Origin of the sequence: Mesorhizobium sp. M0815 (assembly GCF_040319995.1) — a bacterium.
Taxonomy (GTDB): domain Bacteria; phylum Pseudomonadota; class Alphaproteobacteria; order Rhizobiales; family Rhizobiaceae; genus Mesorhizobium.
The window spans coordinates 1-20,669 of the sequence record NZ_JAMYOU010000053.1 but is presented as its reverse complement, the minus strand read 5'-3'; the positions used below and the strand labels follow the sequence as shown (position 1 = coordinate 20,669).

20 protein-coding genes and 1 pseudogene are annotated in these 20,669 nt (G+C 62.1%); 8 read left to right on the top strand and 13 right to left on the bottom strand.

The genetic code is table 11. The features are described from left to right. Positions 1 to 231 precede the first annotated feature (231 nt). Positions 232 to 1,215, bottom strand: coding sequence for a 4-hydroxybenzoate octaprenyltransferase (gene ubiA / locus NKI01_RS29825; protein WP_352588985.1), 984 nt, complete (start codon positions 1,213 to 1,215; stop codon positions 232 to 234). A gap of 156 nt (positions 1,216 to 1,371) precedes the next feature. Between ubiA and purD the strand changes: the two genes are divergently transcribed. Further along, a complete protein-coding gene (gene purD, locus NKI01_RS29820; RefSeq protein ID WP_352547529.1) occupies positions 1,372 to 2,649 on the top strand; it encodes a phosphoribosylamine--glycine ligase in 1,278 nt (425 codons plus the stop codon). Between the two features lie 21 nt (positions 2,650 to 2,670). Here the strand turns inward: purD and NKI01_RS29815 are convergent, their stop codons facing one another. Next, complete coding sequence (locus tag NKI01_RS29815) at positions 2,671 to 3,831, bottom strand: glycoside hydrolase family 25 protein (protein ID WP_502898258.1); 1,161 nt, start codon at positions 3,829 to 3,831, stop codon at positions 2,671 to 2,673. A 554-nt stretch (positions 3,832 to 4,385) separates the two neighbouring features. Here NKI01_RS29815 and NKI01_RS29805 point away from each other — a divergent pair. Beyond that, a complete protein-coding gene (locus tag NKI01_RS29805) occupies positions 4,386 to 6,149 on the top strand; it encodes an acyl-CoA dehydrogenase family protein (RefSeq protein ID WP_352965698.1) in 1,764 nt (587 codons plus the stop codon). Positions 6,150 to 6,185: 36 nt separating this feature from the next. Next, the gene (locus NKI01_RS29800) at positions 6,186 to 6,938 is read left to right on the top strand and encodes a crotonase/enoyl-CoA hydratase family protein (protein ID WP_352965696.1); all 753 of its coding nucleotides are present in this window, start codon (positions 6,186 to 6,188) and stop codon (positions 6,936 to 6,938) included. A 72-nt stretch (positions 6,939 to 7,010) separates the two neighbouring features. Here NKI01_RS29800 and NKI01_RS29795 read toward each other — a convergent pair whose 3' ends face one another. From NKI01_RS29795 to pdxH, 4 genes and pseudogenes are all read right to left on the bottom strand, one after another. Then, on the bottom strand, positions 7,011 to 7,310 hold the full coding sequence (locus tag NKI01_RS29795; protein ID WP_023716881.1) for a hypothetical protein: 300 nt from the start codon (positions 7,308 to 7,310) through the stop codon (positions 7,011 to 7,013). A gap of 71 nt (positions 7,311 to 7,381) precedes the next feature. Beyond that, entirely contained in the window at positions 7,382 to 7,726 is a 345-nt protein-coding gene (locus NKI01_RS29790) for a type II toxin-antitoxin system RelE/ParE family toxin (protein ID WP_352483738.1), read from the bottom strand. A gap of 49 nt (positions 7,727 to 7,775) precedes the next feature. Next, positions 7,776 to 7,948, bottom strand: a pseudogene (locus NKI01_RS30925) (CopG family ribbon-helix-helix protein); the annotation flags it as partial. Positions 7,949 to 7,975: 27 nt separating this feature from the next. Next, positions 7,976 to 8,593 (bottom strand): pyridoxamine 5'-phosphate oxidase, encoded by a 618-nt coding sequence (pdxH, locus tag NKI01_RS29785; RefSeq protein WP_292663882.1) that lies wholly within the window; start codon positions 8,591 to 8,593, stop codon positions 7,976 to 7,978. 39 nt (positions 8,594 to 8,632) lie between these two features. Here pdxH and NKI01_RS29780 point away from each other — a divergent pair, with 39 nt between their 5' ends. Then, the gene (locus NKI01_RS29780) at positions 8,633 to 9,094 is read left to right on the top strand and encodes an RT0821/Lpp0805 family surface protein (protein ID WP_352588994.1); all 462 of its coding nucleotides are present in this window, start codon (positions 8,633 to 8,635) and stop codon (positions 9,092 to 9,094) included. A 103-nt stretch (positions 9,095 to 9,197) separates the two neighbouring features. After that, positions 9,198 to 10,127 (top strand): DnaJ C-terminal domain-containing protein, encoded by a 930-nt coding sequence (locus tag NKI01_RS29775; RefSeq protein ID WP_352788398.1) that lies wholly within the window; start codon positions 9,198 to 9,200, stop codon positions 10,125 to 10,127. 63 nt (positions 10,128 to 10,190) lie between these two features. Here NKI01_RS29775 and NKI01_RS29770 read toward each other — a convergent pair whose 3' ends face one another. The 5 genes from NKI01_RS29770 to NKI01_RS29750 all read right to left on the bottom strand — a co-directional run bounded on the left by NKI01_RS29770 (position 10,191) and on the right by NKI01_RS29750 (position 17,209). Further along, positions 10,191 to 10,922, bottom strand: coding sequence for a hypothetical protein (locus tag NKI01_RS29770; RefSeq protein ID WP_352788396.1), 732 nt, complete (start codon positions 10,920 to 10,922; stop codon positions 10,191 to 10,193). 29 nt (positions 10,923 to 10,951) lie between these two features. Further along, positions 10,952 to 12,100 (bottom strand): gluzincin family metallopeptidase, encoded by a 1,149-nt coding sequence (locus NKI01_RS29765; RefSeq protein WP_502899494.1) that lies wholly within the window; start codon positions 12,098 to 12,100, stop codon positions 10,952 to 10,954. Between the two features lie 135 nt (positions 12,101 to 12,235). After that, positions 12,236 to 12,904, bottom strand: coding sequence for a TfuA-like protein (locus NKI01_RS29760; protein ID WP_352788392.1), 669 nt, complete (start codon positions 12,902 to 12,904; stop codon positions 12,236 to 12,238). A gap of 61 nt (positions 12,905 to 12,965) precedes the next feature. Continuing rightward, a complete protein-coding gene (locus tag NKI01_RS29755) occupies positions 12,966 to 14,114 on the bottom strand; it encodes a YcaO-like family protein (RefSeq protein ID WP_352788389.1) in 1,149 nt (382 codons plus the stop codon). Next, positions 14,114 to 17,209: an ATP-binding protein gene (locus tag NKI01_RS29750; RefSeq protein ID WP_352715670.1), complete on the bottom strand. Its 3,096-nt coding sequence runs from the start codon at positions 17,207 to 17,209 to the stop codon at positions 14,114 to 14,116. Before NKI01_RS29750 ends, NKI01_RS29755 begins: the two co-directional genes overlap by 1 nt. 281 nt (positions 17,210 to 17,490) lie before the next feature. Between NKI01_RS29750 and fabI the strand changes: the two genes are divergently transcribed. Further along, positions 17,491 to 18,309 carry an enoyl-ACP reductase FabI gene (fabI, locus tag NKI01_RS29745; protein ID WP_031211054.1) on the top strand — a complete coding sequence of 273 codons (819 nt, stop codon included), beginning with the start codon at positions 17,491 to 17,493 and terminating at the stop codon, positions 18,307 to 18,309. A 31-nt stretch (positions 18,310 to 18,340) separates the two neighbouring features. Continuing rightward, positions 18,341 to 18,928, top strand: a complete 588-nt coding sequence (locus NKI01_RS29740; protein ID WP_352788386.1) for a histidine phosphatase family protein — start codon at positions 18,341 to 18,343, stop codon at positions 18,926 to 18,928. A gap of 52 nt (positions 18,929 to 18,980) precedes the next feature. Here the strand turns inward: NKI01_RS29740 and NKI01_RS29735 are convergent, their stop codons facing one another. Beyond that, complete coding sequence (locus NKI01_RS29735; protein ID WP_023716902.1) at positions 18,981 to 19,244, bottom strand: DUF1344 domain-containing protein; 264 nt, start codon at positions 19,242 to 19,244, stop codon at positions 18,981 to 18,983. Between the two features lie 15 nt (positions 19,245 to 19,259). Then, positions 19,260 to 19,484 (bottom strand): hypothetical protein, encoded by a 225-nt coding sequence (locus tag NKI01_RS29730; RefSeq protein ID WP_352965690.1) that lies wholly within the window; start codon positions 19,482 to 19,484, stop codon positions 19,260 to 19,262. A 37-nt stretch (positions 19,485 to 19,521) separates the two neighbouring features. On the opposite strand from NKI01_RS29730, the gene aroC reads away from it, so the two are divergent. Next, positions 19,522 to 20,637 (top strand): chorismate synthase, encoded by a 1,116-nt coding sequence (aroC, locus tag NKI01_RS29725; RefSeq protein WP_352589006.1) that lies wholly within the window; start codon positions 19,522 to 19,524, stop codon positions 20,635 to 20,637. The last annotated feature ends 32 nt before the right edge of the window (positions 20,638 to 20,669 follow it).

The window sequence follows — 20,669 nt, the reverse complement described above, 5'->3', positions numbered from 1 at the left end:
TGGCCCGTCTGCTTCACTGCCATCGCGATTCCCTCAGACCGTCCACCTCAGAGAATCACAATCAGCGAATTACGCAACAGGCCCCCTGTGGGAGAAGGTGGCCGAGCGGAGCTCGGTCGGATGAGGGGTGTTCCAGGGAACGCCAACGCCTCATTTCTTCCAACATCCCTCAACCGTCTTGGCGCTACGCGCCAATCCACCTTCTCCCACAAGGGAGAAGGGAAAAGGCTCCTAAACCAGCGGCTTCAGCGCCACCCAGACCGCGCCGCCGATCAGGCCGAGGAAGATCAGCCAGCCGACCTGGTTGTTCGATCTGAACAGCCTCAGGCACTGGTCCGGATCGTCGATGTCGAGCACGCCGATCTGCCGCGCCAGATGGGCGCCGGCGGCAATCAGCCCGGCGAGCGCCGGCACCGGTGCCTGCGCCGAGGCGAAAGCAATGGCGAAGCAGACCAGCGCTCCGCCATAAAGTCCGGCAAGCCAGGCCTTGGTGTTGTCGCCGAACAGGCGCGCCGTCGAGCGCACGCCGACGATGGCGTCGTCCTCCTTGTCCTGATGCGCATAGATCGTGTCATAGCCGATCACCCACAGGATCGAGCCGATATAGAGCATGATTGCCGGCCCATCGAGATCGCCGAACTCGACCGCCCATCCCATCAGCGCCCCCCAGGAAAAGGCAAGACCGAGAACCAGTTGCGGCCAATTGGTGTACCGCTTCATGAACGGGTAGATGGCGACGATGACCAGCGAGCCGATGCCGAGCAAGATGGCCAAGCTGTTGAACTGCAAAAGCACGGCGAGGCCGACCAGTGCCTGCAAGACAACAAACATCCAGGCCTGCCGGCGCGTAACCTTGCCGGCCGGCAGCGGCCGCGAGCGTGTGCGTTCCACCTGGTTGTCGATGTCCTCGTCGACCAGGTCGTTGTAGGTGCAGCCGGCGCCACGCATGGCGAACGCGCCAAGAAAAAACAGCAGCAGATACCACGGCGACGGCAGCAGCGAGAGCAGCGGGTCCGTCGGACGCGGATAGGCGCTCGCGGCAAGTGCAGCCGACCACCAGCATGGCCACAGCAGCAATTGCCAGCCGATCGGCCGGTCCCATCGGGCAAGCTGCGCATAGGGCCACAACCCCCGCGGCAGCGCGCGATAGACCCAGTGGCCGCTCGGCGCATCGGCGACGCGGCCCTGGGCCGCTTTCGACTGGACGGTTTCCATTTTGCTGGAGTGGCAGCAGAGGCGAATGCCGTCAAGCGTCAAGCAGGCCGGATCCGCTCGCGGCGCGGAATCGCCGCCGCGGACAGCCAAATGTCTTGACCCGCCGCCCGGGGCGCAATAGCGCAGTCCTGATCGGAACGGGCAAGGAATCCAGGCATGCGTGTTTTGCTGATCGGCTCCGGCGGACGAGAACATGCGTTGGCCTGGAAGATGGCGGCGTCGCCGCTGCTGACCAAACTCTACGCGGCGCCCGGCAATCCGGGCATCGGCGGCGAAGCCGAGTTGGTGAGGCTCGATGTTTCGGATCATGCAGCGGTGGTCCGGTTTTGCCGCGAGAAAGAAATAGACCTCGTCGTGGTCGGCCCGGAAGGGCCGCTGGTCGCCGGCATTGCCGACGACCTTCGCGCCGAGGGCATCCGCGTCTTCGGCCCGTCAAAGGCAGCGGCACGGCTGGAAGGCTCGAAGGGGTTCACCAAGGACCTCTGCGCCAAATACGGCATCCCGACCGCCGCCTATGGCCGCTTCGGCGATCTGGCTTCGGCCAAGGCCTATGTCGAGAGAATGGGTGCGCCGATCGTCATCAAGGCCGACGGCCTCGCTGCCGGCAAGGGCGTCACCGTCGCCATGACGCTTGACGAGGCGCTGGCCGCGCTCGACGCCTGTTTCGACGGCTCCTTCGGCCAGGCCGGCGCCGAAGTGGTGGTCGAGGAGTTTCTCAGCGGCGAAGAGGCAAGCTTCTTCTGCCTTTGCGACGGCATCACCGCGCTGCCCTTCGGCACCGCGCAGGATCATAAGCGCCTCAGTGACGGCGACACCGGCCCCAACACCGGCGGCATGGGCGCCTATTCGCCGGCGCCGGTGATGACGCCGGAGATGATCGACCGCACCATGCGCGAGATCGTCGAGCCGACCATGCGCGGCATGGCTGAAACAGGCGCGCCGTTTTCCGGCGTGCTGTTCGCCGGGCTGATGATATCAGACAGCGGGCCGAAGCTGATCGAATACAACACCCGTTTCGGCGACCCGGAATGCCAGGTGCTGATGATGCGGCTGAAGGACGATCTCCTGGTCCTACTCAACGCCGCCGCCGACGGCCAGCTGGCGCACACCTCGGTGCGCTGGCGCGACGAGGCGGCGCTCACCGTGGTGATGGCAGCCAGGGGTTATCCCGGCACGCCGGAAAAGGGCTCGGTCATTCGCGGCGTCGAGGCAGCGGCAGGCGACGGCGTCGAGATTTTTCACGCCGGCACCGCCATCAACGGCGGCGCACTCGTCGCCAATGGCGGTCGCGTGCTCAACGTCACGGCGACCGGCCGCACCGTCGGCGAGGCGCAGAAGAAGGCTTACGCCGCGCTCGACCGGATCGACTGGCCGCAAGGCTTTTGCCGCCGCGACATTGGCTGGCTGGCGGTGGCGCGCGAGCAGGCGAACTGACGCTTCAGGCGGCCCTCAGCCTCAGCGCAGGCCGCGGCCGAATACGGTCGAGACGCTGCTGACCGCATCGGCGGTGGGGGCAATTCCAGACACCGATGCCAGGCGCTCTTCGTTTCGCGTCCAGGCAACATATTCGGCAATCCCGCGCGGAAGGCTCGGCGCCGCCTTCGCCGCAGGCATTTGAAAGCCGCTGCTGAACCTGGCCAAGCGCGTCCTGAATACCGCGACCAGTTGCTCGAGGCTCGCGGGTGCTGCCACTGTGGCATAGGTCATGGCAGTGCCGGCGAGCCCCGCCTCGCGTGAGAGCGGCACCGGTATCGAGGCGAGATAATCCGGCTGCACGTCGATCAGGCCGCCGAACGGCCACTGTGCGCGCAATTCCGTCGCGTTCATCGGCGCGACGCTGACATCGATATCGTTGGGCGTGCCCGCAACCCTGTAGGGACAGCGGAACCGGCCGCAATTTGCTCGCGCCGAAAACTGCCAGAGCGCATAGCCCTGCCAGTTGCCCATCGGAAAATGCACATCGATGTCTGGCTTATAACGCGCGTACCACAGCGGCAACCGGGACAGGAGCGGGTATTTATACTTATTGTCGGCGATATGCCTGGCGGTCGTGCCGTTGGTGTAGAGCACCGGAAAGCGGCCAACCCGACGATGCACATGGCGCACGAATTCCTCGGCATCCTCGAGCGACATCCATTGGGTGGGATCATCGTCCTCGATGTCGAGGGCAAGCAGGTCATCCGGCCCGGGTTTCACGAAATTGATGAAATTATTGGCCTGTCCCACGGGGTTGCCAGGGCGGGCGAGATGATAGGCACCCCATTTCAGGCCCAGCGCCTTGGCCACCACCTTGCGCGTCTGGAACAGCTCCTGTGCCATCGCATGGCGCTTCCAAAGCGTCTTGCACAGACGCATCTCGGTCTCGTCGCCGAAACAGAAATAGGGTGGCGGCATTCCGTCGGATGCCTTGTTGATGAAGCCGACAAGACGCTTGTCGGCAGCTAGCCGGGTCCAGTCAATGGAATTGTATTCGTAGGCGTCGACGACCAGCGCCCGGTCCGCATCCTTCCACGGTTCGGAGAAATCCGAGGCCCTTGCCGGCGTCAGCGCCAGGGTTATCGCGGCCGCGACAAGGAGAAGCGCTGAGCGGACAAGGGGGTGCGCCGGCGTTTTCAAACAGCAGGTCCTTGCTGGCCAAAGCCAGATCCTGAACCGCCATGGTTAAGGAAATGCTTTCGATCGCGGCCCGCGGATGCCACGGCTCGGACAGCTTCTCCGTCGATGGTCTTGATGGTTGTCACTGGCGAGAGGGGATATGAAACGGATTGAGCGCCGGCACTTGCGACAGCGTTCCCTCGGCCTCGCGTTTGCGATGAGGGGTCAGCGAGCATGGTGGTGAGCACAATGTGCCGCGATCCGACCAATAGGCTGCGCCGTTCTCGACCTTACCTTCATGATAGCAAAAACCGGCCGCCCGCCAAAGCAGGCGCATTCGATGCAGCGATGGGCGTCAAGTCTGCGAGCACGAGGCAATCCTATTTCGGTATTCTGCTCTATCTTGGCGAATTTAGCCTGCGTCGTGGCAATTGCAAAATCCACGTGACAAAGTTTGACGTTTACGTAAAAAGAAGATGGACAGGGAACTCCGAAAGCAGATGATTTTGCGCCGGCACGGGTCTTAACTTGGCCTGCCGGACTGAGGAGAGCCAGGCTGAGGAGAAGCGAGCGCCATGTATCGGGCACCGGTCGAGGAAATCGCCTTCACCCTGAAGCATGTCGCCGGCTTGAAGGCGGCGCTCGATGCCGGCACCTTTGGCGAACTCGGCGAAGACCTCGTCGACGCCATTCTGGCCGAGGCCGGCCGTTTCGCCAGTGAGGAGGTGGCGCCGCTCTATGAGATCGGCGACCGGCAAGGCGCGGTGCTCAACGGCGCTGCCGTCACCACGCCAACCGGCTTGAAGGAACTTTATCGCCGCTGGATAGATGGCGGCTGGAACGCGCTGTCCGCGCCGGAAGCGTATGGCGGCCAGGCGCTGCCGGCCATGCTCGGCGCCGCCGCGCTCGAAATGTGGAACTCCGCCTCAATGGCGTTCGGCATCGCTCCGACGCTGACCATGGGTGCGGTCGAAGCACTCGACAAGCACGGCTCGCAAGCGCTCAAGGCCAAATATCTGGAAAAGCTGGTCTCTGGCGAATGGATGGGCACTATGAACCTGACCGAGCCGCAGGCCGGCTCGGACCTGAATGCCTTGCGAACCCGTGCCGAGCCGGCCGGCGACGGCACCTACCGCATCTTCGGGCAAAAGATCTTCATTACCTATGGCGAGCACGATTTCACCGACAACATCATCCATCTGGTGCTGGCGCGGCTGCCGGACGCGCCGGCCGGCACGCGTGGCCTTTCGCTGTTCCTGGTGCCGAAATTCCTGGTTGGCGACGATGGCGCGCTGGGCGGGCGCAATGACGTCTTCTGCTCCGCGCTGGAGCACAAATTGGGCATCCACGCTTCGCCGACCTGCACCATGATCTATGGCGATGGCTTCGAAGGCAGCACGCCCGGCGCGATTGGCTGGCTGGTCGGCGAGGAGAACAAAGGCCTCGCCTGCATGTTCACCATGATGAACAATGCGCGTCTTGCCGTCGGCATCCAGGGCGTCGCGGTCGCCGAGGCGGCGACGCAGAAGGCGCTGGCCTACGCCAATGATCGCCGGCAAGGCAAGGCGGCAAGCTATCGCGGTGCCGGCATGGCGCCGATCGTGCATCACCCCGACATCCAGCGCAGTCTTCTGACTATGAAGGCGCTGACCCAGATTGCCCGCGCCATCTGCTATTCCTGCGCCCACGCCATCGATCTCGCGTCCGCGAGCGAGGATGCAAAGCACTGGCAGGAACGCGCCAATCTTTTGACGCCGCTGGCTAAGGCGTTTTCCACCGATGTCGGCGTCGAGGTCGCCTCGCTTGGGCTTCAGGTGCATGGCGGCATGGGGTTCATCGAGGAGACGGGGGCTGCAGCGCTTTATCGCGACGCACGCATTGCGCCCATTTACGAAGGCACCAATGGCATCCAGGCAATCGATCTGGTGACGCGCAAACTGCCGCTCGGCGGCGGCCAGCATGTGCATGGCTACATCGCCGAGCTCAAGGCCGTCGCCGATGCGGTGCGAGCGTCGAACCTTGAAGGCTTCGGCCGCACCGCCGATCGGCTCGACCAGGCGCTCGACGACCTCTCCCAGGCAACCCGTTTCCTGCAAGACCTGCAGGCCGAAGGCCGTTCGGACGAGGCGCTGGCCGGCGCCACACCTTATCTCAGGCTGATCTCGCTTGCCGCTGGCAGCGCCTATCTGGCGCGCGGTGCGCTTGCCGACCAAAACCGCATCGCGCTTTGCCGGTTCTTCGCCGAGAACCTGCTGGGCGAGGTGGGCGCGCTGAAGGAGCGCGTCATCGGCGGCGCCGACAGCCTTGGCGTTGCCGGCAAAGCGCTGATTTCAGCCTGACGTTCGCAACGCCCGAAATTCACAAAGGACCAATCCGTGACAGACCACATCCTCGTCGAACGCCAGGGTGCCATCCAGATCATCCGCATGAACCGTCCGGACAAGAAGAACGCCCTGACCCGCGCCATGTACGCGACGATGTCGGCGGCTCTTGCCGGCGGCGACGCCGATCCGGCGATCCGCGTCCATGTCTTTCTCGGCGCGCCCGGCGCCTTCTCGTCCGGCAACGACCTTGCCGATTTCATGGTCGTCGCCTCGGGCGGCGAAAGCGGTACCGAAGTCTGGGATTTCCTGATGGCGCTGGCCAAAGCGGAGAAGCCCATGGTTTCCGGCGTCGACGGGATTGCGGTCGGCATCGGCACCACGCTCAACCTGCATTGCGACCTGACGTTCGCCACGCCGCGCACAATATTCCGGACGCCCTTCGTCGATCTCGGCCTTGTGCCGGAGGCCGGTTCGAGCCTGCTGGCACCGCAGATCCTCGGCCGGCAGGGCGCTTTCGCGCTGCTTGGCCTTGGCGAGGGCTTTTCGGCCGAGCGGGCGAAGGCCGCCGGGCTGATCTACGAGGTGGTCGAGGAAGACGCACTCGAAGCATCGGTATTGGCGGCGGCGGGCCAGATCGCGGCCAAGCCGCGGCAAGCGCTGAGGATCGCGCGAGACCTGATGCGCGGCTCGCGCGAAGACCTTGTCGAGCGCATCGGCCAGGAAAGCCAGCATTTCCGCGAGCGGCTCAAATCCGATGAAGCCCGCGCCGCCTTGACCGCCTTCTTGACCAGGAAAAAGGCCTAGACCTTCTGGCCTTGTCTCGCATCGTGGACCCGCCGGCAGCAATCGGCGGGTTTTCTCGCCATGCTCTCTTTGTCACATCGCCATTTTTTTACATTCGGCCTGGGCCTTTGCCGAAGACGTGTCGATCATGAATGTCTTGCCTTTGGCGTCGGTCATCAACATCATGCAATGCTTGATCGGTTTCGCCATTTTCATCATTTCGGCGCTCATCTTCGCGTCGGGCATCATGGTGCCCATATGCCCATCGGGCATGATCGCCATGACCTCGCCACCCTTCATCACCGTCATTGTCCCCATCGCGTCCTCCGCAAAGGCTTGCGAAGCGAAAAGGCCGGCAAGACCGGCTATCGTGACCAACCTGAGTGAATGCATTGCGTCCTCCTGAATTTGCGCCAGCGGCGCGTTGAGCCCTTCCCTGGTTCGTCCCCGCAAGCTGGAACGTTTCACGCACACGAGATGGTGAAGTGAGATCGGAAGCGCCAGGTCTCTGGAGCCCGGGAGTTCCGGGTGGTTCGGCGCAGGCGGTATGGCCTGACCTGGGTGCCGAGCGACTTACAAGGCCTAAGCCACCGCTGGGCGGCGTGCATGACGGTGAGGATTTCGACAGTCTCGCCGTCGACGCGATGAGGGATGATATACGGCTTCGACCAAGACGAGTTCCCGTGTCCCCTTGATGCGCCCGACACGCCCCATCGCGGTTGTTCGGCGAGATGTCCCGCCGCCGTTACGATGCGCGCAATGACTCTCGCGGCGGCCTCGGGATTGTCTTTCTCGCCATGCGCGCCGATTTCATCAAGCCGCCGCAGCGCCCGCTCGGTTTAGCGGATTGACTGTGGCTTATGCCTGGCGGGTCGACTTGACGTATTTCCCGACAACAGCCTCTACCTCGCCGGCACTGGCAAAATCGCCGCGCGAGCTTCAGCCAATCCTGCCTCTATTTCGGCGAGTTGCCATTCCTCACGGGCTACAAAATCCTCGATGGCCTGCGCAGCCACATAGGAGTCACTCCTGCGATTGAAACAGCGCGGCATCGTCCCCTACGGATAAAGCCTCACCTTGTCCCAGCCGCCCTCGGCGTTGCGCGAAAAGACGACACGGTCGTGCAGCCGGAACGGACGGTCGTGCCAGAACTCGATGGTCTGGGGCACGATGCGGAAGCCCGACCAGTGTTTTGGCCGCGGGATGTCGCCGATAGCGTGGCGCGCCGTATATTCGGCGACCGCCTTTTCCAGCGCGAAGCGGCTTTCCAGCGGCCGCGACTGTTTGGAGGCCCAGGCGCCGATGCGGCTGCCGCGCGGGCGGGTCGCGTAATAGGCATCGGCTTCGGCGTCGGTGACGATCTCCACCGGGCCGCGCGCCCGCACCTGCCGGCGCAGCGATTTCCAGTGGAAGCACATTGCCGCTTTCATGCTGCCCAGGATCTCACGGCCCTTGGCGCTCTCGAAGTTCGTGTAGAAGACGAAGCCGCCCTCATCGAAGCCCTTGAGCAGCACCATGCGCACATTCGGCATGCCCTCGGCATCGACCGTCGCCAGAGCCACGCTGTTGGGGTCGTTGATCTCGCTCTTCGTCGCATCGTCGAGCCACGCCGCAAAAAGCCGGAACGGCTCCGCCGCCTCGGTAAAGTCACCGCTTGTTAACCCGGTTTCGCTCATAGTTTTCCCAAATTTGTCGCCGGCTGGGGAGATTGCCGATTGTCGCGTATCGCGCAAGCTTTTGACAGTGGGCAATGGAACGTTATCGCTTCGGCCAGCGCCAAAGCCATGATCGTGATAATCGTCCTGCCGCTTGCCGCGTGTGGCGGCGGCGGCTTCAGCCTCGAGCAGGCGGAGGTCGACCGCTCGGTGCTGACCTCGAGCACGCCGGCCCCAGTCACGTCGCTCGATCAGGACCGCGCCTCCGACCAGGCCACGATCCGCAACGCCGTGTCCTCCGCCGACGTCGAGCAACTGGCCGGGCAGGCCGTTCCCTGGGCGAATGCCGACACCGGCTCGCGCGGCTCCATCACCGAACTGGCGGAATTCAGGGCTAACGGCGAGACATGCCGTCGCTTCACCGCGTCACGCGAAAGCTTCGACGGCGTCGTGCTGTTCAAGGGCGAAGTATGCCTGGCCGGCGGCAGCGCCTGGCGAATGCAGGACTTCAAGGCGCTCTGATTTTCCGCCAGCCATATGGTGGCAAGCCACTGGAATTTCTTCCTATGCGAGCGCATATAGGGGTAGCAAATCGTGGACTCACTCCTTCTCCAGGGCAGTAAGCATGCGCGACCCCTATGAGGTGCTGGGCGTTGCCAAGAACGCATCGGCCAAGGATATAAAATCGGCGTACCGGAAGCTCGCCAAGAAGTATCATCCAGACCAGAATCCGGATGATCCCAAGGCGAAGGACCGTTTTGCCGCCGCCAACCAGGCGTACGAGATTGTCGGCGACGAGAAGAACCGGGCGGCTTTCGATCGCGGCGAGATCGACGCCGACGGCAAACCGCGTTTCCAGGGTTTCGAAGGCGCGGCCGGCGGCGCCGATCCTTTCGCCGGTTTCCGCCGGCAGCAAGGGCCGGGCGGCGCGCATTTCGAATTCCGCACGGGCCGTCCCGGCGGCGATCCGTTCGACGGCAACAGCGACATCTTCAGCCAGATCTTCGGCGATGCTTTCACCCAGCAGCGCGGCGCCGGCGCGGGCGGCCGCCGTCAGGCCCCGACCGCCGCCGATCTCAACGTGACGCTGGACGTCACCATCGAGGAAGCCGCCACCGCGGAGAAGGTGACGGCGATGTTCCCCGACGGCCGCAAGATGGCGGTCAAGTTGCCGGCCTATGTCGAGGACGGCCAGACCATCCGCCTGAAAGGCCAGGGCGAGCAAGGGCCGGGGCAGCCGGGCGATGCACTGGTCAAGATACGCTTTCGCCGGCACCCGCGCTACCGCGTCGAGGGCCGCGACCTGCATGTCGACCTGCCGGTGGAACTGGCCGATGCGGTGCATGGCGCCAAGGTGGCGGTCGAAACTCCGACCGGCAGGATTGCGGTCAATGTTCCCCCTTGGTCAAGCTCGGACAAGGTTCTGCGGCTGAAGGGCAGGGGCCTGCCGGAAAAAGCCGGCGGTCACGCTGATCTCTACGCGCATGTGCGGCTGATGCTGCCGGAAGGCGGCGACGCCGAGCTCGAGGCGCTGATGGGCAGGCGAAAGGGCTGACGGAAGCCGAACTGGGGCTAGCCGACCACAACTCGCGATCGGTCATGCGCGCACTCGCGCCTATCAGTCGCCAAGTCTTCCCCCGCGGTGCCCCATCATCATCCGGGAAGCATACATCGTGGGCGAGCGCTTGCCGGGCAGATTTGCATCGAGAACGATCTGTTCGACGAACCCCTGGTTCGTTTCGAATTCAATGCACTCATCAAGCTTGTCGACGATCCAAAGCATGTATCTATCCTCCACACTCCCATTTTGGTTATTTTTCTTGTCATAGCCGCAATCGTCGGGCGGGATTTTTTCAGGAAAGGCTGGGATTAACATGATTTTCGGTTTCGGTAGATCATAGCAATGTCCTTCATATGAATAACCAACAATAATCCCACAAGAAAGCAATTGTCCTTCCGCTAGTGCCTCTTTTATTGTTATCAATGTTGATAAAGCTATTTTACCAAACTTTCTCGTGTCGAGTGCAATTTGGTACGACAGTCCTATGGGCCACGGAAAGGCAGGTATGGTAATAAGTTTTTTGAATACTTCTTCGTCAGATAATATATTTTTCCCTGTACCTCTTAATTCCTCTATTGCTTTCTTAACCTCTGCATTAGTTTTCTCATCATCTTTTGGATCGTCCATAGATATATTTGAAGAAATGCTTGTGTTGTTTGTGCCGACGGCCTTTGAACTCCCCGGGAACACGAGACCACGACTCCCGGGGATGCCGTAGAGCCTTGCTTGGCTGGCGTTATACGCGCCATCGGGAAAAGTCAGTGTCGGTCGGTGAAAATCGTCGCTCATGTTGCTTCTCCTCCGTTGTAATCACCAGTTCATAAAATTTCCCGCCACCTGAAGTTCTCCTCGAAGCTTGCCGCTATCGCCGGGCGGATGTGGTCGGACACTTCGATGATGGCGGAGGCTGCGACTGCGAATGTGAGATGATCGGCATCGAGCCGCGCCCACGCGCGCGCTAGCGCAAGCGCGACATCGTCGCGCGCCTTGATTAGCTCGGTCTTGAAAAGGAATGGACTGGCCCGGAATGCATCGCCCGTGAAGTTGGAGATGTGCCGCATGTCGGCTTCGCCAACCTGCCTGATGTCGAAGCGAAGCAGGCGCTCGTCGGCCAGGCCCTGCCGCACCAGGCCGGCATGGTAGAGATCGACCAAGGTATCGAACACCGCTCCCGTGAAGGGGCGGGACCTGTCATGAATCTCTTCGGTCACTTCCGTCATCTTGCGCGAGTTACTGGCAAGGCGGATCTGGCGGTCGCCCGTCAGTTCGGCGATGCGGTTGAGCTCGTTGAGGACAAGCAGGTTTGCCTGGCTGTGCCGTAACAAACGATCCATCCCGCTGTCGAAATGCAGGAACGAAAGCAGCGAAATAAGATCGGCGTTGGCTTCGTGGAACGGCCCGAAGTCGCCGTCCTGCAGGCCTTTCTTAGGCACTCCGAAGAGAGAAAAGAGTATGGAGTGACCCACTTCATGCGCGATCACGTCGAAGTTTAGGGCATATGGATGGCCGTGCCCATCGGCTCCACGCTCGCGGCCAAGCTCCAGATAGCCATACCCCGATTGCGCATTCTCCCAGTCAACCCAGGGAATGATCTCAAGCCGCTCGTATGTTTCGGCGAAGTACCAGACAATCGGCTTGCCCAGATAGCTTTCCCAGATGTCCAGCACCCGGCTCGCAGCCGCGAACGCATGCGCTGCCAGGAACTGGCGCGACTGAAGAGAGAGGTGGTCGAAATGACCATCAAAGCCGGGTTCGGCTGGTGGGAAATACGCGCCAACGAAGGGCGGCAGGTAGGGATACTCGTACGGCTGCTTGTCCAGCACGGGATCACGCACGTATATGCGACGATCCTCCGGGCCCGGATGGATCAAACCAGGCGATGTTGAAATCCAGACTACCTCGGGTTTCTCGTACCCAGAAACGTAAGGCGCTTGTGGGTATAGCAGGAAGCGTGTTCCAGCCGACATCCCCGCCCGACCGGCGACATCGAGCGCGTTCAACTTCGCGGCCCCTCCCACTGCGCGGCCCCTCCCATGGTCTGCGACACTATCACGAAGCCTGCACTTCGTAAATTGCACCAAGTATCACCGGCAACTCTGTCGTCAGATTGCTAAGCCGGCGTCCTCCAAATCCTGGACAAACGCGACCGTCATTCTGAAATTCTTCAATTCCGCCGGCACCAATGCATTTTCGCGCATAAATTGCAGAGCTGACAGTGCGTCGCGTTTCTTTTGCTGAACGAAAGCTCCTGCGAGAATTTGCCGGCAGACTTCGAAATCATGATCACTGGCTTCCGGCAATGCCTCGCGGACCATTCGCGACAGCGTACGTTCCCGAAAATTGAGGTTCCGGGCCACATTCTCAAGCTTTCCTGACAAATCGGTGGAGATCAGGTTCCGCCTCCAAGCAGCGCGGATGGTCATTCGTAAATCAACCAAAGCGTGCGTTAGTGGCGAAAAATTCACCGCCTTCGGACCGTACAGCACTGCCACTGCGTCGTCAGGCAGGAAAGCAAAGCGGCGGTACCATCGATAGATAAGGCCAACGCCGTGCATGTATGGGTAAAGCTCGGCGGCTCGCAAGGCTCCCATGCTTCCGGCACCAATCACCGGGATGGCCTGGCTGATCGCCCACAGTATCTCCTTGTGCCTCACTGCCGGCTCAGCCTGGAAAGCGCCGTCTATGATGACAATTGCAGCGGGGTCATAACGCTGCACCGCAGCTATGATTGAGCCTTGCACCGCCGGCGCCAGGCAGATCACGTCGGCCACCTGCCGTGCCTCTGGATGCGATAGCGTGGGGCCGGTGAAAACGAGCCGAGGTCGCATCCGCTCACTCCACCAAAGGGTACAATTGGGGGATAACTATCCTGACGGCCGACAGTCGGTTCCAAGGGCTGGTGTTGAGGCGGACCAGATACACGGCGCTGATTCCGCTTTCCGCCAGTCTCGCGAGAAGGCTGCCACGCAAGGTCTGCCCGCCCGCCGCTCGATAGGCAGGCTGGCGGGCGAAGCACACGTCCTTGCAGCCGCGGGTGATCAGCTGGCGGTGCGCCTCGATAAGCTGCCAGTCGGGATATTTCGGATAAGACGCCCGGGTCATGTCATCGCGCGCACCCGAAATCGCCGCAAGCCGCGCCTGCGCCGCCTCATGGATCGCTTGGACGGCAGCTGCCGCCGGATCGAACGCAGCGGCCGAGCCATCGGCTGGCAGATGGAGCAATGCCGTCTCGCGAGGATTGCTCTCCATCAGATGGCACCAAATCACAGGCAGGCCAACAGGCGACGGCGCAAGCCAAAGGCCGACGATCATGTCCTTTCGTGCAAGTTCATCCAATAGAGCCAAGACCCCTGCGTCATGGATGGTCGCTGGATCGATTCGCTGGCGTTGCAGAAAACCATGCGTCTTGAGAGCGCGGGCGATCGCATCGCGTTCGACGCACTCCAATATGCCGTGTGTGATGGCGTCTGTTTCATCAAGCGCGGCCGCCAGTCCGGTTGTCGTTGGCGTGAAAATTCCGTCACAGGGGCTGGGCGGTACGAGATAGGCCGTGTGCACCAATTCCAGCGGAACGAAGTCGCGGCCGCCGCCCAGCAGGTTTTCCGCCTCTACCCAAGCGATTTCTCGGCCGCGCCAATCAGCACGTGCGGGCTCTCGCAGCCACATCTCAAATCGCCCGTAGGGTATCTGTAGTAATTTGGCCGAAGCGTAAGCTGCATCAAGATGTTCGATGCGCTCGGCGAAAAAGCTTTCAGCGGATTCCAAAATGGCCGATATCGCAGCGCGAGCTAGGTTGGCGCCCTTTCCCTGCGCGACCGCGTTTGAAAACGAGAACGGCCTCGTTGCCTGCACGACCGGGATGCCGACACGGTCCAGGCCGGTAATGTCCGCAATACGGGTGATGCCCAACGCTTGTCGCATCGACATCAGATAGGTCAGCGCTTCGTCTGCCGGAGGACCAAGGCGCTCATATTGTTCCACTATCGGCTGGCCCGCAGTTCCGGCTCAGGGTTCACGATCAGCGGTTCGCCGGGCTCAACCGACTTCCTTGCCGCTTCGACACGGTCGTTGTAGCGCCGAAGCAGTTCGGGCGAGAGATTTGACGCACTGAGCGTCTCGTAGGCCGCGATGAGGATGGGCACGGCATTTTGCTCGGCTGCAGTATTGAGGCTCTTCTCAAGGGCAGCTGCCACCCGGCCAGCTGCCGCCCTGTCAAGGACGAGAAGTTGTGCAATTCGCCGGTGTAGTTCCGCCAGCCAATATCGGCTGCCACCCGCCTCGGCCTGCGCCACCGCCGAATGAAGCAGGGCAAGCGCGTGACTGATCTCACCCGAGCGCGCGAGAAGTTCCGCTAGCATGCCGCAATAGACGGGCTCGTCCTCGGGTGTCTGCACTTGTCCATGCAGGCCGAGGGCCTCACGCATCTTGTCCTTGCCCCGCTCGAGTTGGCCAGCGTTGCCATCGCACCAGCCCTCGAAGATTTGTGCCGAGACGACTAGCGAAGGCAGGTGATGAAGCGCGGTCAGCTGTCGCAGATCCTCAATCACGTCACGTAACGAAGTGAAGTCGCGGCGGTAGCAACTCAGCATCGCGTCGTTGATACAGGCATGCGCAATGCTGCTGACATGGCCAGTCTGCTGTGCCCAGCGGCGGGCCTCCGACATGGAGTGGAGAGCGCTCGTTGCACGTCCCGAGAACCACAGCGACAGTGCACGATGCGCCAAGCCGCACACGCGCGCGTCGTGCCCCCCAAAACGCGTGGCATTCGCGTGCCCCTGGCCCACGTCATAGAGCGGCAGTCCAGCATCAATCGCGGTTATGCATCCACCATGGTCTCCGCGATTGAAATCGACTGCCCACAAGCAGTGCCTAGCCTGAAGCTGAATCTCGGGGTCGTTAACCTCCTGTAGATCACTGACGACGGCCTGCGCCCGCTCGCCGTCAACGACCGAACCCGTGAACCACCAACCCCAATAGATCGGGAACCACTTGGCGCGCTCCGCTATCGGCCGACGCCGTGCGATCTTTACGCCGTCGTCATAGAGCCTGCGGGCGTGCTCGGAATTTGGCCCTTCGACGGCGGTCAGTATCGGCCCGAGCGCCACCATCGCCGAGAGCCGCAGCGCATCCCGTTTGTCATGATCAGAAACCTGCTCGCAAAGCGCAATGGCATGCTCGAGCAACTGCCTTGCCTCAGCCATGGCCGAGCGGGACGAGCTTTCCATGCCGGCATTGACGAACTCGCCGATCGCTTCGTCAAGCAGGCCGCCTCGCTCAGCATGATCTGCAAGAGCTGCCGTTGTTAGCCAGCCAACGAGGCTGCGGTTGTCACTAGCCACCGCGTAAAGACGCTGATGCAGGATCTGCCGCCGTTTCCGCAGTGTTCCATTATAGATCGTCTCTTGGATAAGCACATGCCGAAACGCGTACACTGTTGCTGCTGCGTGCCTGGCGCGTACGAAGCCTGCCTCGGCCAGGGCATCGAGCGCCGCAGAGATTGTGCCCGGGTCAAATTCCGGCAAGAGCGCCGATAGCAAGTCCAGGCTGAATCTGTTGCCAGCGACGGCGGCCGCACGCGCCACCTCGCGGGCGCGGCCGAGAGGCTCAAGCCGGGCATCCAACACTGTTTCCAACACCGCCGCGCGGCCGAGCGAAACGCCCTGTGGCAGCTGCTCCGTACCGCTAGCGGCATTCTCCGCCATCCATTGGCAAACTTCCTCGATGAACAGGGGTACACCGCCGGTGACGCGCTCGACCAACTCTATCAGCTCAGGCGCAGGCGCTCGCTTGCCTTGAGGCCACATGGTCGCGATTGCCCGCAAGGTGTCGGCATGCTCAAGGGGAGCGAGCAAGACATGCTTGCTTTTATCGTCCAGCCAGTCGCCACATCCCGGCCTCGCCGTTGCGATCAAGAGCACGGGGAAACTAGGAACCAGCTTTGCAAGTTCACCCAGCAGTTGCTTCGACGTAAGGTCGATCCAGTGAATATCTTCAACGATCAAGACCACTGGGCCACTGGCGCACGTTGCTTGTAACGCATGGCGCGCAGCCCAATCGGCCTTCTCCCGGACCACTTCCGGATCCATCTCATGGAAACCGGACCTCGCGCCTTCCACGCCGAGCAGAAAAGAAAAGATGTCGACGACTTCGGCGTCGTGAACGTCATTTGCGGCGAACACCTCGGCCACAAGCGCAGGGGTGAGTGCACGCTCGCCGTCGTCGAAATTGCCCAGCATCGCCTGCCGCAGTGGATACAGCGTCGAACGCGAGTCGCCTGGCATACATTGGAAGAGGAGCAACCTGTTGCGTTGGAAGCGCGTTCGCCGGCGCACCTCGTGTAGGATGCGCGACTTGCCAATGCCGGCTTCGCCCTCGATCACGATGACTTGGCCACGTCCCGAAACGGCTTCATTCCAACATTCATGTATCAGCTCGGCCTCATCCGCACGGTCGATCAAGGGGCTGGTGAGGCGTCCGAACGCGAAGAAACGGTCTACCCCCCGCTTGTGGCTCAGCGCCTGCCAGACCTGCTCGGGTTGCGCGAACCCTTTGATGACGTGAGAACCGCAGAAGCTAAATACGTGTGAGCGCCGTGTCAGATTGCGCGTCTCGTTGCACACGACGACGGTATCTGGCCGGGCGATTGCCTGCAGCCTGGTTGCCAGCGCAAATGCAGGGCCGGTTACCGTGTCCTGCGCTGCAGCGGTATCCCCCTTCAGGATTAGCGTCATCGAGGTCGCCACACCGACCCTCACATGTAGGTCGCTCCTCCCTTTCTCCGCGGCAAGGAGCTTGCATGCCCTGACGATCTCAAGTCCGGCGCTGATCGTCAGCGACGCCGCATCCTTCGCACCCAGATCGACTGGGAACACAGCGACGCCGCCGTCGCCGACCTCGACCCTCACGGTTCCGGAGCACGACACGATCGCTTTCCTGGCGGCCATTTGAAACGCCAAGATAAGTTCCTCAAAATCTTCGATGCCGAGCAGGCTGAGCAACTCGGTGGAGCCTACGAGATCGTAGCAAAGGGCGGTTAGTACGCGCCGCTCGTGACGGGCCTCGATGCCGTCGTCCATCAACTCCCTGCCGATCGGAAGGCGCGAGCCAGTCCCCGCCTTCGGAACATCAACTCGGCTCTTATGCGACATGTCACCCTCGCTGACAGGGCATACTATCAAAAGTATGACAGAGCACAAATTACAGAGCGGCGATCGCCGGAACCTCAGGACCTCTCGCTGTGGGTTGGCGGGACTCAACGGCTTTGTCCCCCGAACTGTCCGCTTTGAACGCTTGAAGGGGCACTGTGGCTGTGCGATAGGCACTCCACAAAGTAGAGAACCTTGCGGAGAGCGCTGACATGGCGGGTGGACGGGGCCTTATGGCCGGCAAGCGCGGCCTTATCCTTGGCATCGCCAACAATCGCTCGATCGCTTACGGCATCGCCAAGGCCTGTGTCGACCATGGCGCCGAGATCGCGCTGACCTATCAGGGCGAGGCGTTCAAGAAACGCGTCGAGCCGCTTGCCGCGGAACTGGGCGCGCATGTCGCCGGCCATTGCGACGTGACCGACCCGGCCAGCCTTGATGCGGTGTTCGCCGATATCGCCAGCCATTGGGGCAAGCTCGATTTCCTCGTCCACGCCATCGCCTTTTCCGACAAGGACGAGCTGACCGGCCGCTATGTCGAGACGACGCGCGACAATTTCCTGCGCACCATGGATATTTCGGTCTATTCCTTCACCACCATCGCCAAACGTGCCGAGGCGCTGATGACCGACGGCGGCTCGCTGCTGACGCTGACCTATTACGGCGCGGAAAAGGTGATGCCGCACTACAACGTCATGGGTGTCGCCAAGGCGGCACTCGAAGCCAGCGTGCGCTATCTGGCCGTCGATCTCGGCGCCAAGAAGATCCGTGTCAACGCGATCTCCGCCGGCCCGATCAAGACGCTTGCCGCATCCGGCATCGGCGATTTCCGCTACATCCTGAAGTGGAACGAATACAATTCCCCGTTGAAGCAGACGGTGACGCAGGAGGAGGTTGGCGATTCCGGCGTCTATTTCCTGTCCGACCTTTCGCGCGGTGTCACCGGCGAGATCCATCATGTCGATTCCGGCTATCATGTCGTCGGCATGAAGGCGGTCGACGCGCCGGATATTTCTACCGTCAAGGACTGACGCCGCCGCCTGACCTCTTCCGGAAGACCTGATGTACCCGCTCGTCTATATCGTGCGCCACGGCCAGACGGCGTGGAACGCCGAGGCCCGGCTGCAGGGGCAGGCCGATACCGACCTCAACGAGCTTGGCCGCGAGCAGGCTAGCCGCAACGGGCGTAGGCTGGCCGAACTCATCGACAAGCCCGAAGATTTCGACTTTGTCGCCAGCCCGATGCGGCGCACGCGCGAGACGATGGAGCGCCTGCGCGCGGCGATGAAGCTCGATCCGCACGCCTATCGTACCGAGCCGCTACTCGTAGAATTGAGCTTTGGCGACTGGCAGGGTTTCACCTTTGCCGAACTCGAGGCGAACGATCCCGGTTCGACCAGGCACCGCCGCCTCGATAAATGGAATTTCCAGCCGCCCGGCGAAGGCGCCGAAAGCTATCAGATGCTGCTCGAACGGGTGAAGCCGTGGTTCGACGCTCTCGATCGCCAGACGGTCTGCGTGACCCATGGTGGCGTCATGCGCGCGCTGTTCCGCCTGGTGCTGGGGATGTCTGAACAAGAGGCGGTCAGCATGGAAGTGCCGCAGGACCGCCTGCTCAGGCTGGACGGCCGGCGCCTGGAGTGGCTTTGAGACCGATGAGGTAGCGTATGTTGAGACCAGGTCGGGCCGGCACCGACGCGCCCTACTCGGTCGATCCGGTGTCCGGCAGTTCCATGTCGGTGACGACGTTCTCGCCATTCGTCACGTCATACGCGAGGACGATGTCCATGCCCGGTTTCAGCGCATCGAGATCGGTTTCGGCGTTCAGCTTGTAGGACTTGCCGTCGTCCAGCGTCAGCGTCAGCGCGTCCTTGTCGACCTTCTTGATCAGGCCTTCGGTCTGGCCGGCGAAGGCGGCGGTGGAAATCAACAGCGTGGCGGCAACAGCGCCAATCAGGATACGCATCATCGTCCTCTTTAATCATTGCCGGTACAGCGGCTCGGTCCAACGGTACGGAACTGAGCAGAAACCAATCGAATGTGTCAAAACTAAATCCGCCGGATCACAGTTTGACCACTGTGGAAAACGCCAATAGAAGGCAAGCTGCAGCGCCGCGTCCTCCTGGGCGCGCAACGAACGCTGTAGCACTTTTGATTTTTTTTGCGCATGATCCTTTCCGAAAATCGCGCCGATTTTCGAGGTCATGCGCTAGGCCGGCTCCGACGCCGGCAGGGCTGGTTCCATGTCGCACAACACGTTCGGCCATCTCTTCCGCGTCACCACCTGGGGCGAAAGCCACGGGCCGGCGCTGGGCTGCGTCGTCGATGGCTGTCCGCCCGGCATCCGCTTCACTCGCGACGAGATCCAGGCCGAACTCGACAAGCGTCGCCCCGGCCAGTCACGTTTTGTGACCCAGCGTCGCGAACCTGACGAGGTCAAGGTCCTGTCCGGCTTTATTGTCGATGAGGACGGGGAGACGATGATCACCACCGGCACGCCGGTGTCGATGCTGATCGAGAATGTCGACCAGCGCTCCAAGGACTATGGCGACATCGCCCGCCAGTTCCGGCCGGGCCATGCCGACTACACTTACGAGGTCAAATACGGCCTGCGCGATTACCGCGGCGGCGGTCGCTCCTCGGCGCGTGAGACTGCGGCGCGAGTGGCGGCCGGGGCGCTTGCCCGCAAAATCGTGCCAGGCATGGTGGTGCGCGGCGCGCTGGTGTCGATGGGCGAAAGATCGATCGATCGCGCCAACTGGAACTGGAATTTCGTCGGTGACGCCGAAAACCCGTTCTTCACTCCCGATCCGGCGTCGGTCGCCGTCTTCACCAAATATCTGGACGGTATCCGCAAGGCGGGCTCCTCGGTCGGTGCGGTCATCGAGATCGTCGCCGACGGCGTGCCGGCGGGGCTTGGCGCGCCGATCTATGCCAAGCTCGACCAGGACATCGCCTCCGGCCTGATGTCTATCAACGCCGTCAAGGGCGTCGAGATCGGCAACGGTTTCGAGGCCGCCCGCATCACCGGCGAGGAGAATGCCGACGAGATGCGCATGGGCAATGACGGCAAACCGGTCTTCCTGTCCAACAATGCCGGCGGCATCCTCGGTGGCATCTCGACCGGCCAGGCGATCGTCGCGCGTTTCGCCGTCAAGCCGACCTCGTCGATCCTGACGCCGCGAAAGTCGATCGACAAGGACGGCAACGACGTCGAGATCATGACCAAGGGCCGGCACGATCCATGCGTCGGCATCCGCGCCGTGCCGATCGGCGAGGCGATGGTTGCCTGCGCCATTGCCGATCATTATCTGCGGCATCGGGGACAGACAGGGAGGGGAGTAGGGAGTAGGGAGTAGGGAGTAGGGAGTTGGGAGGAGGCGGGTGGGTT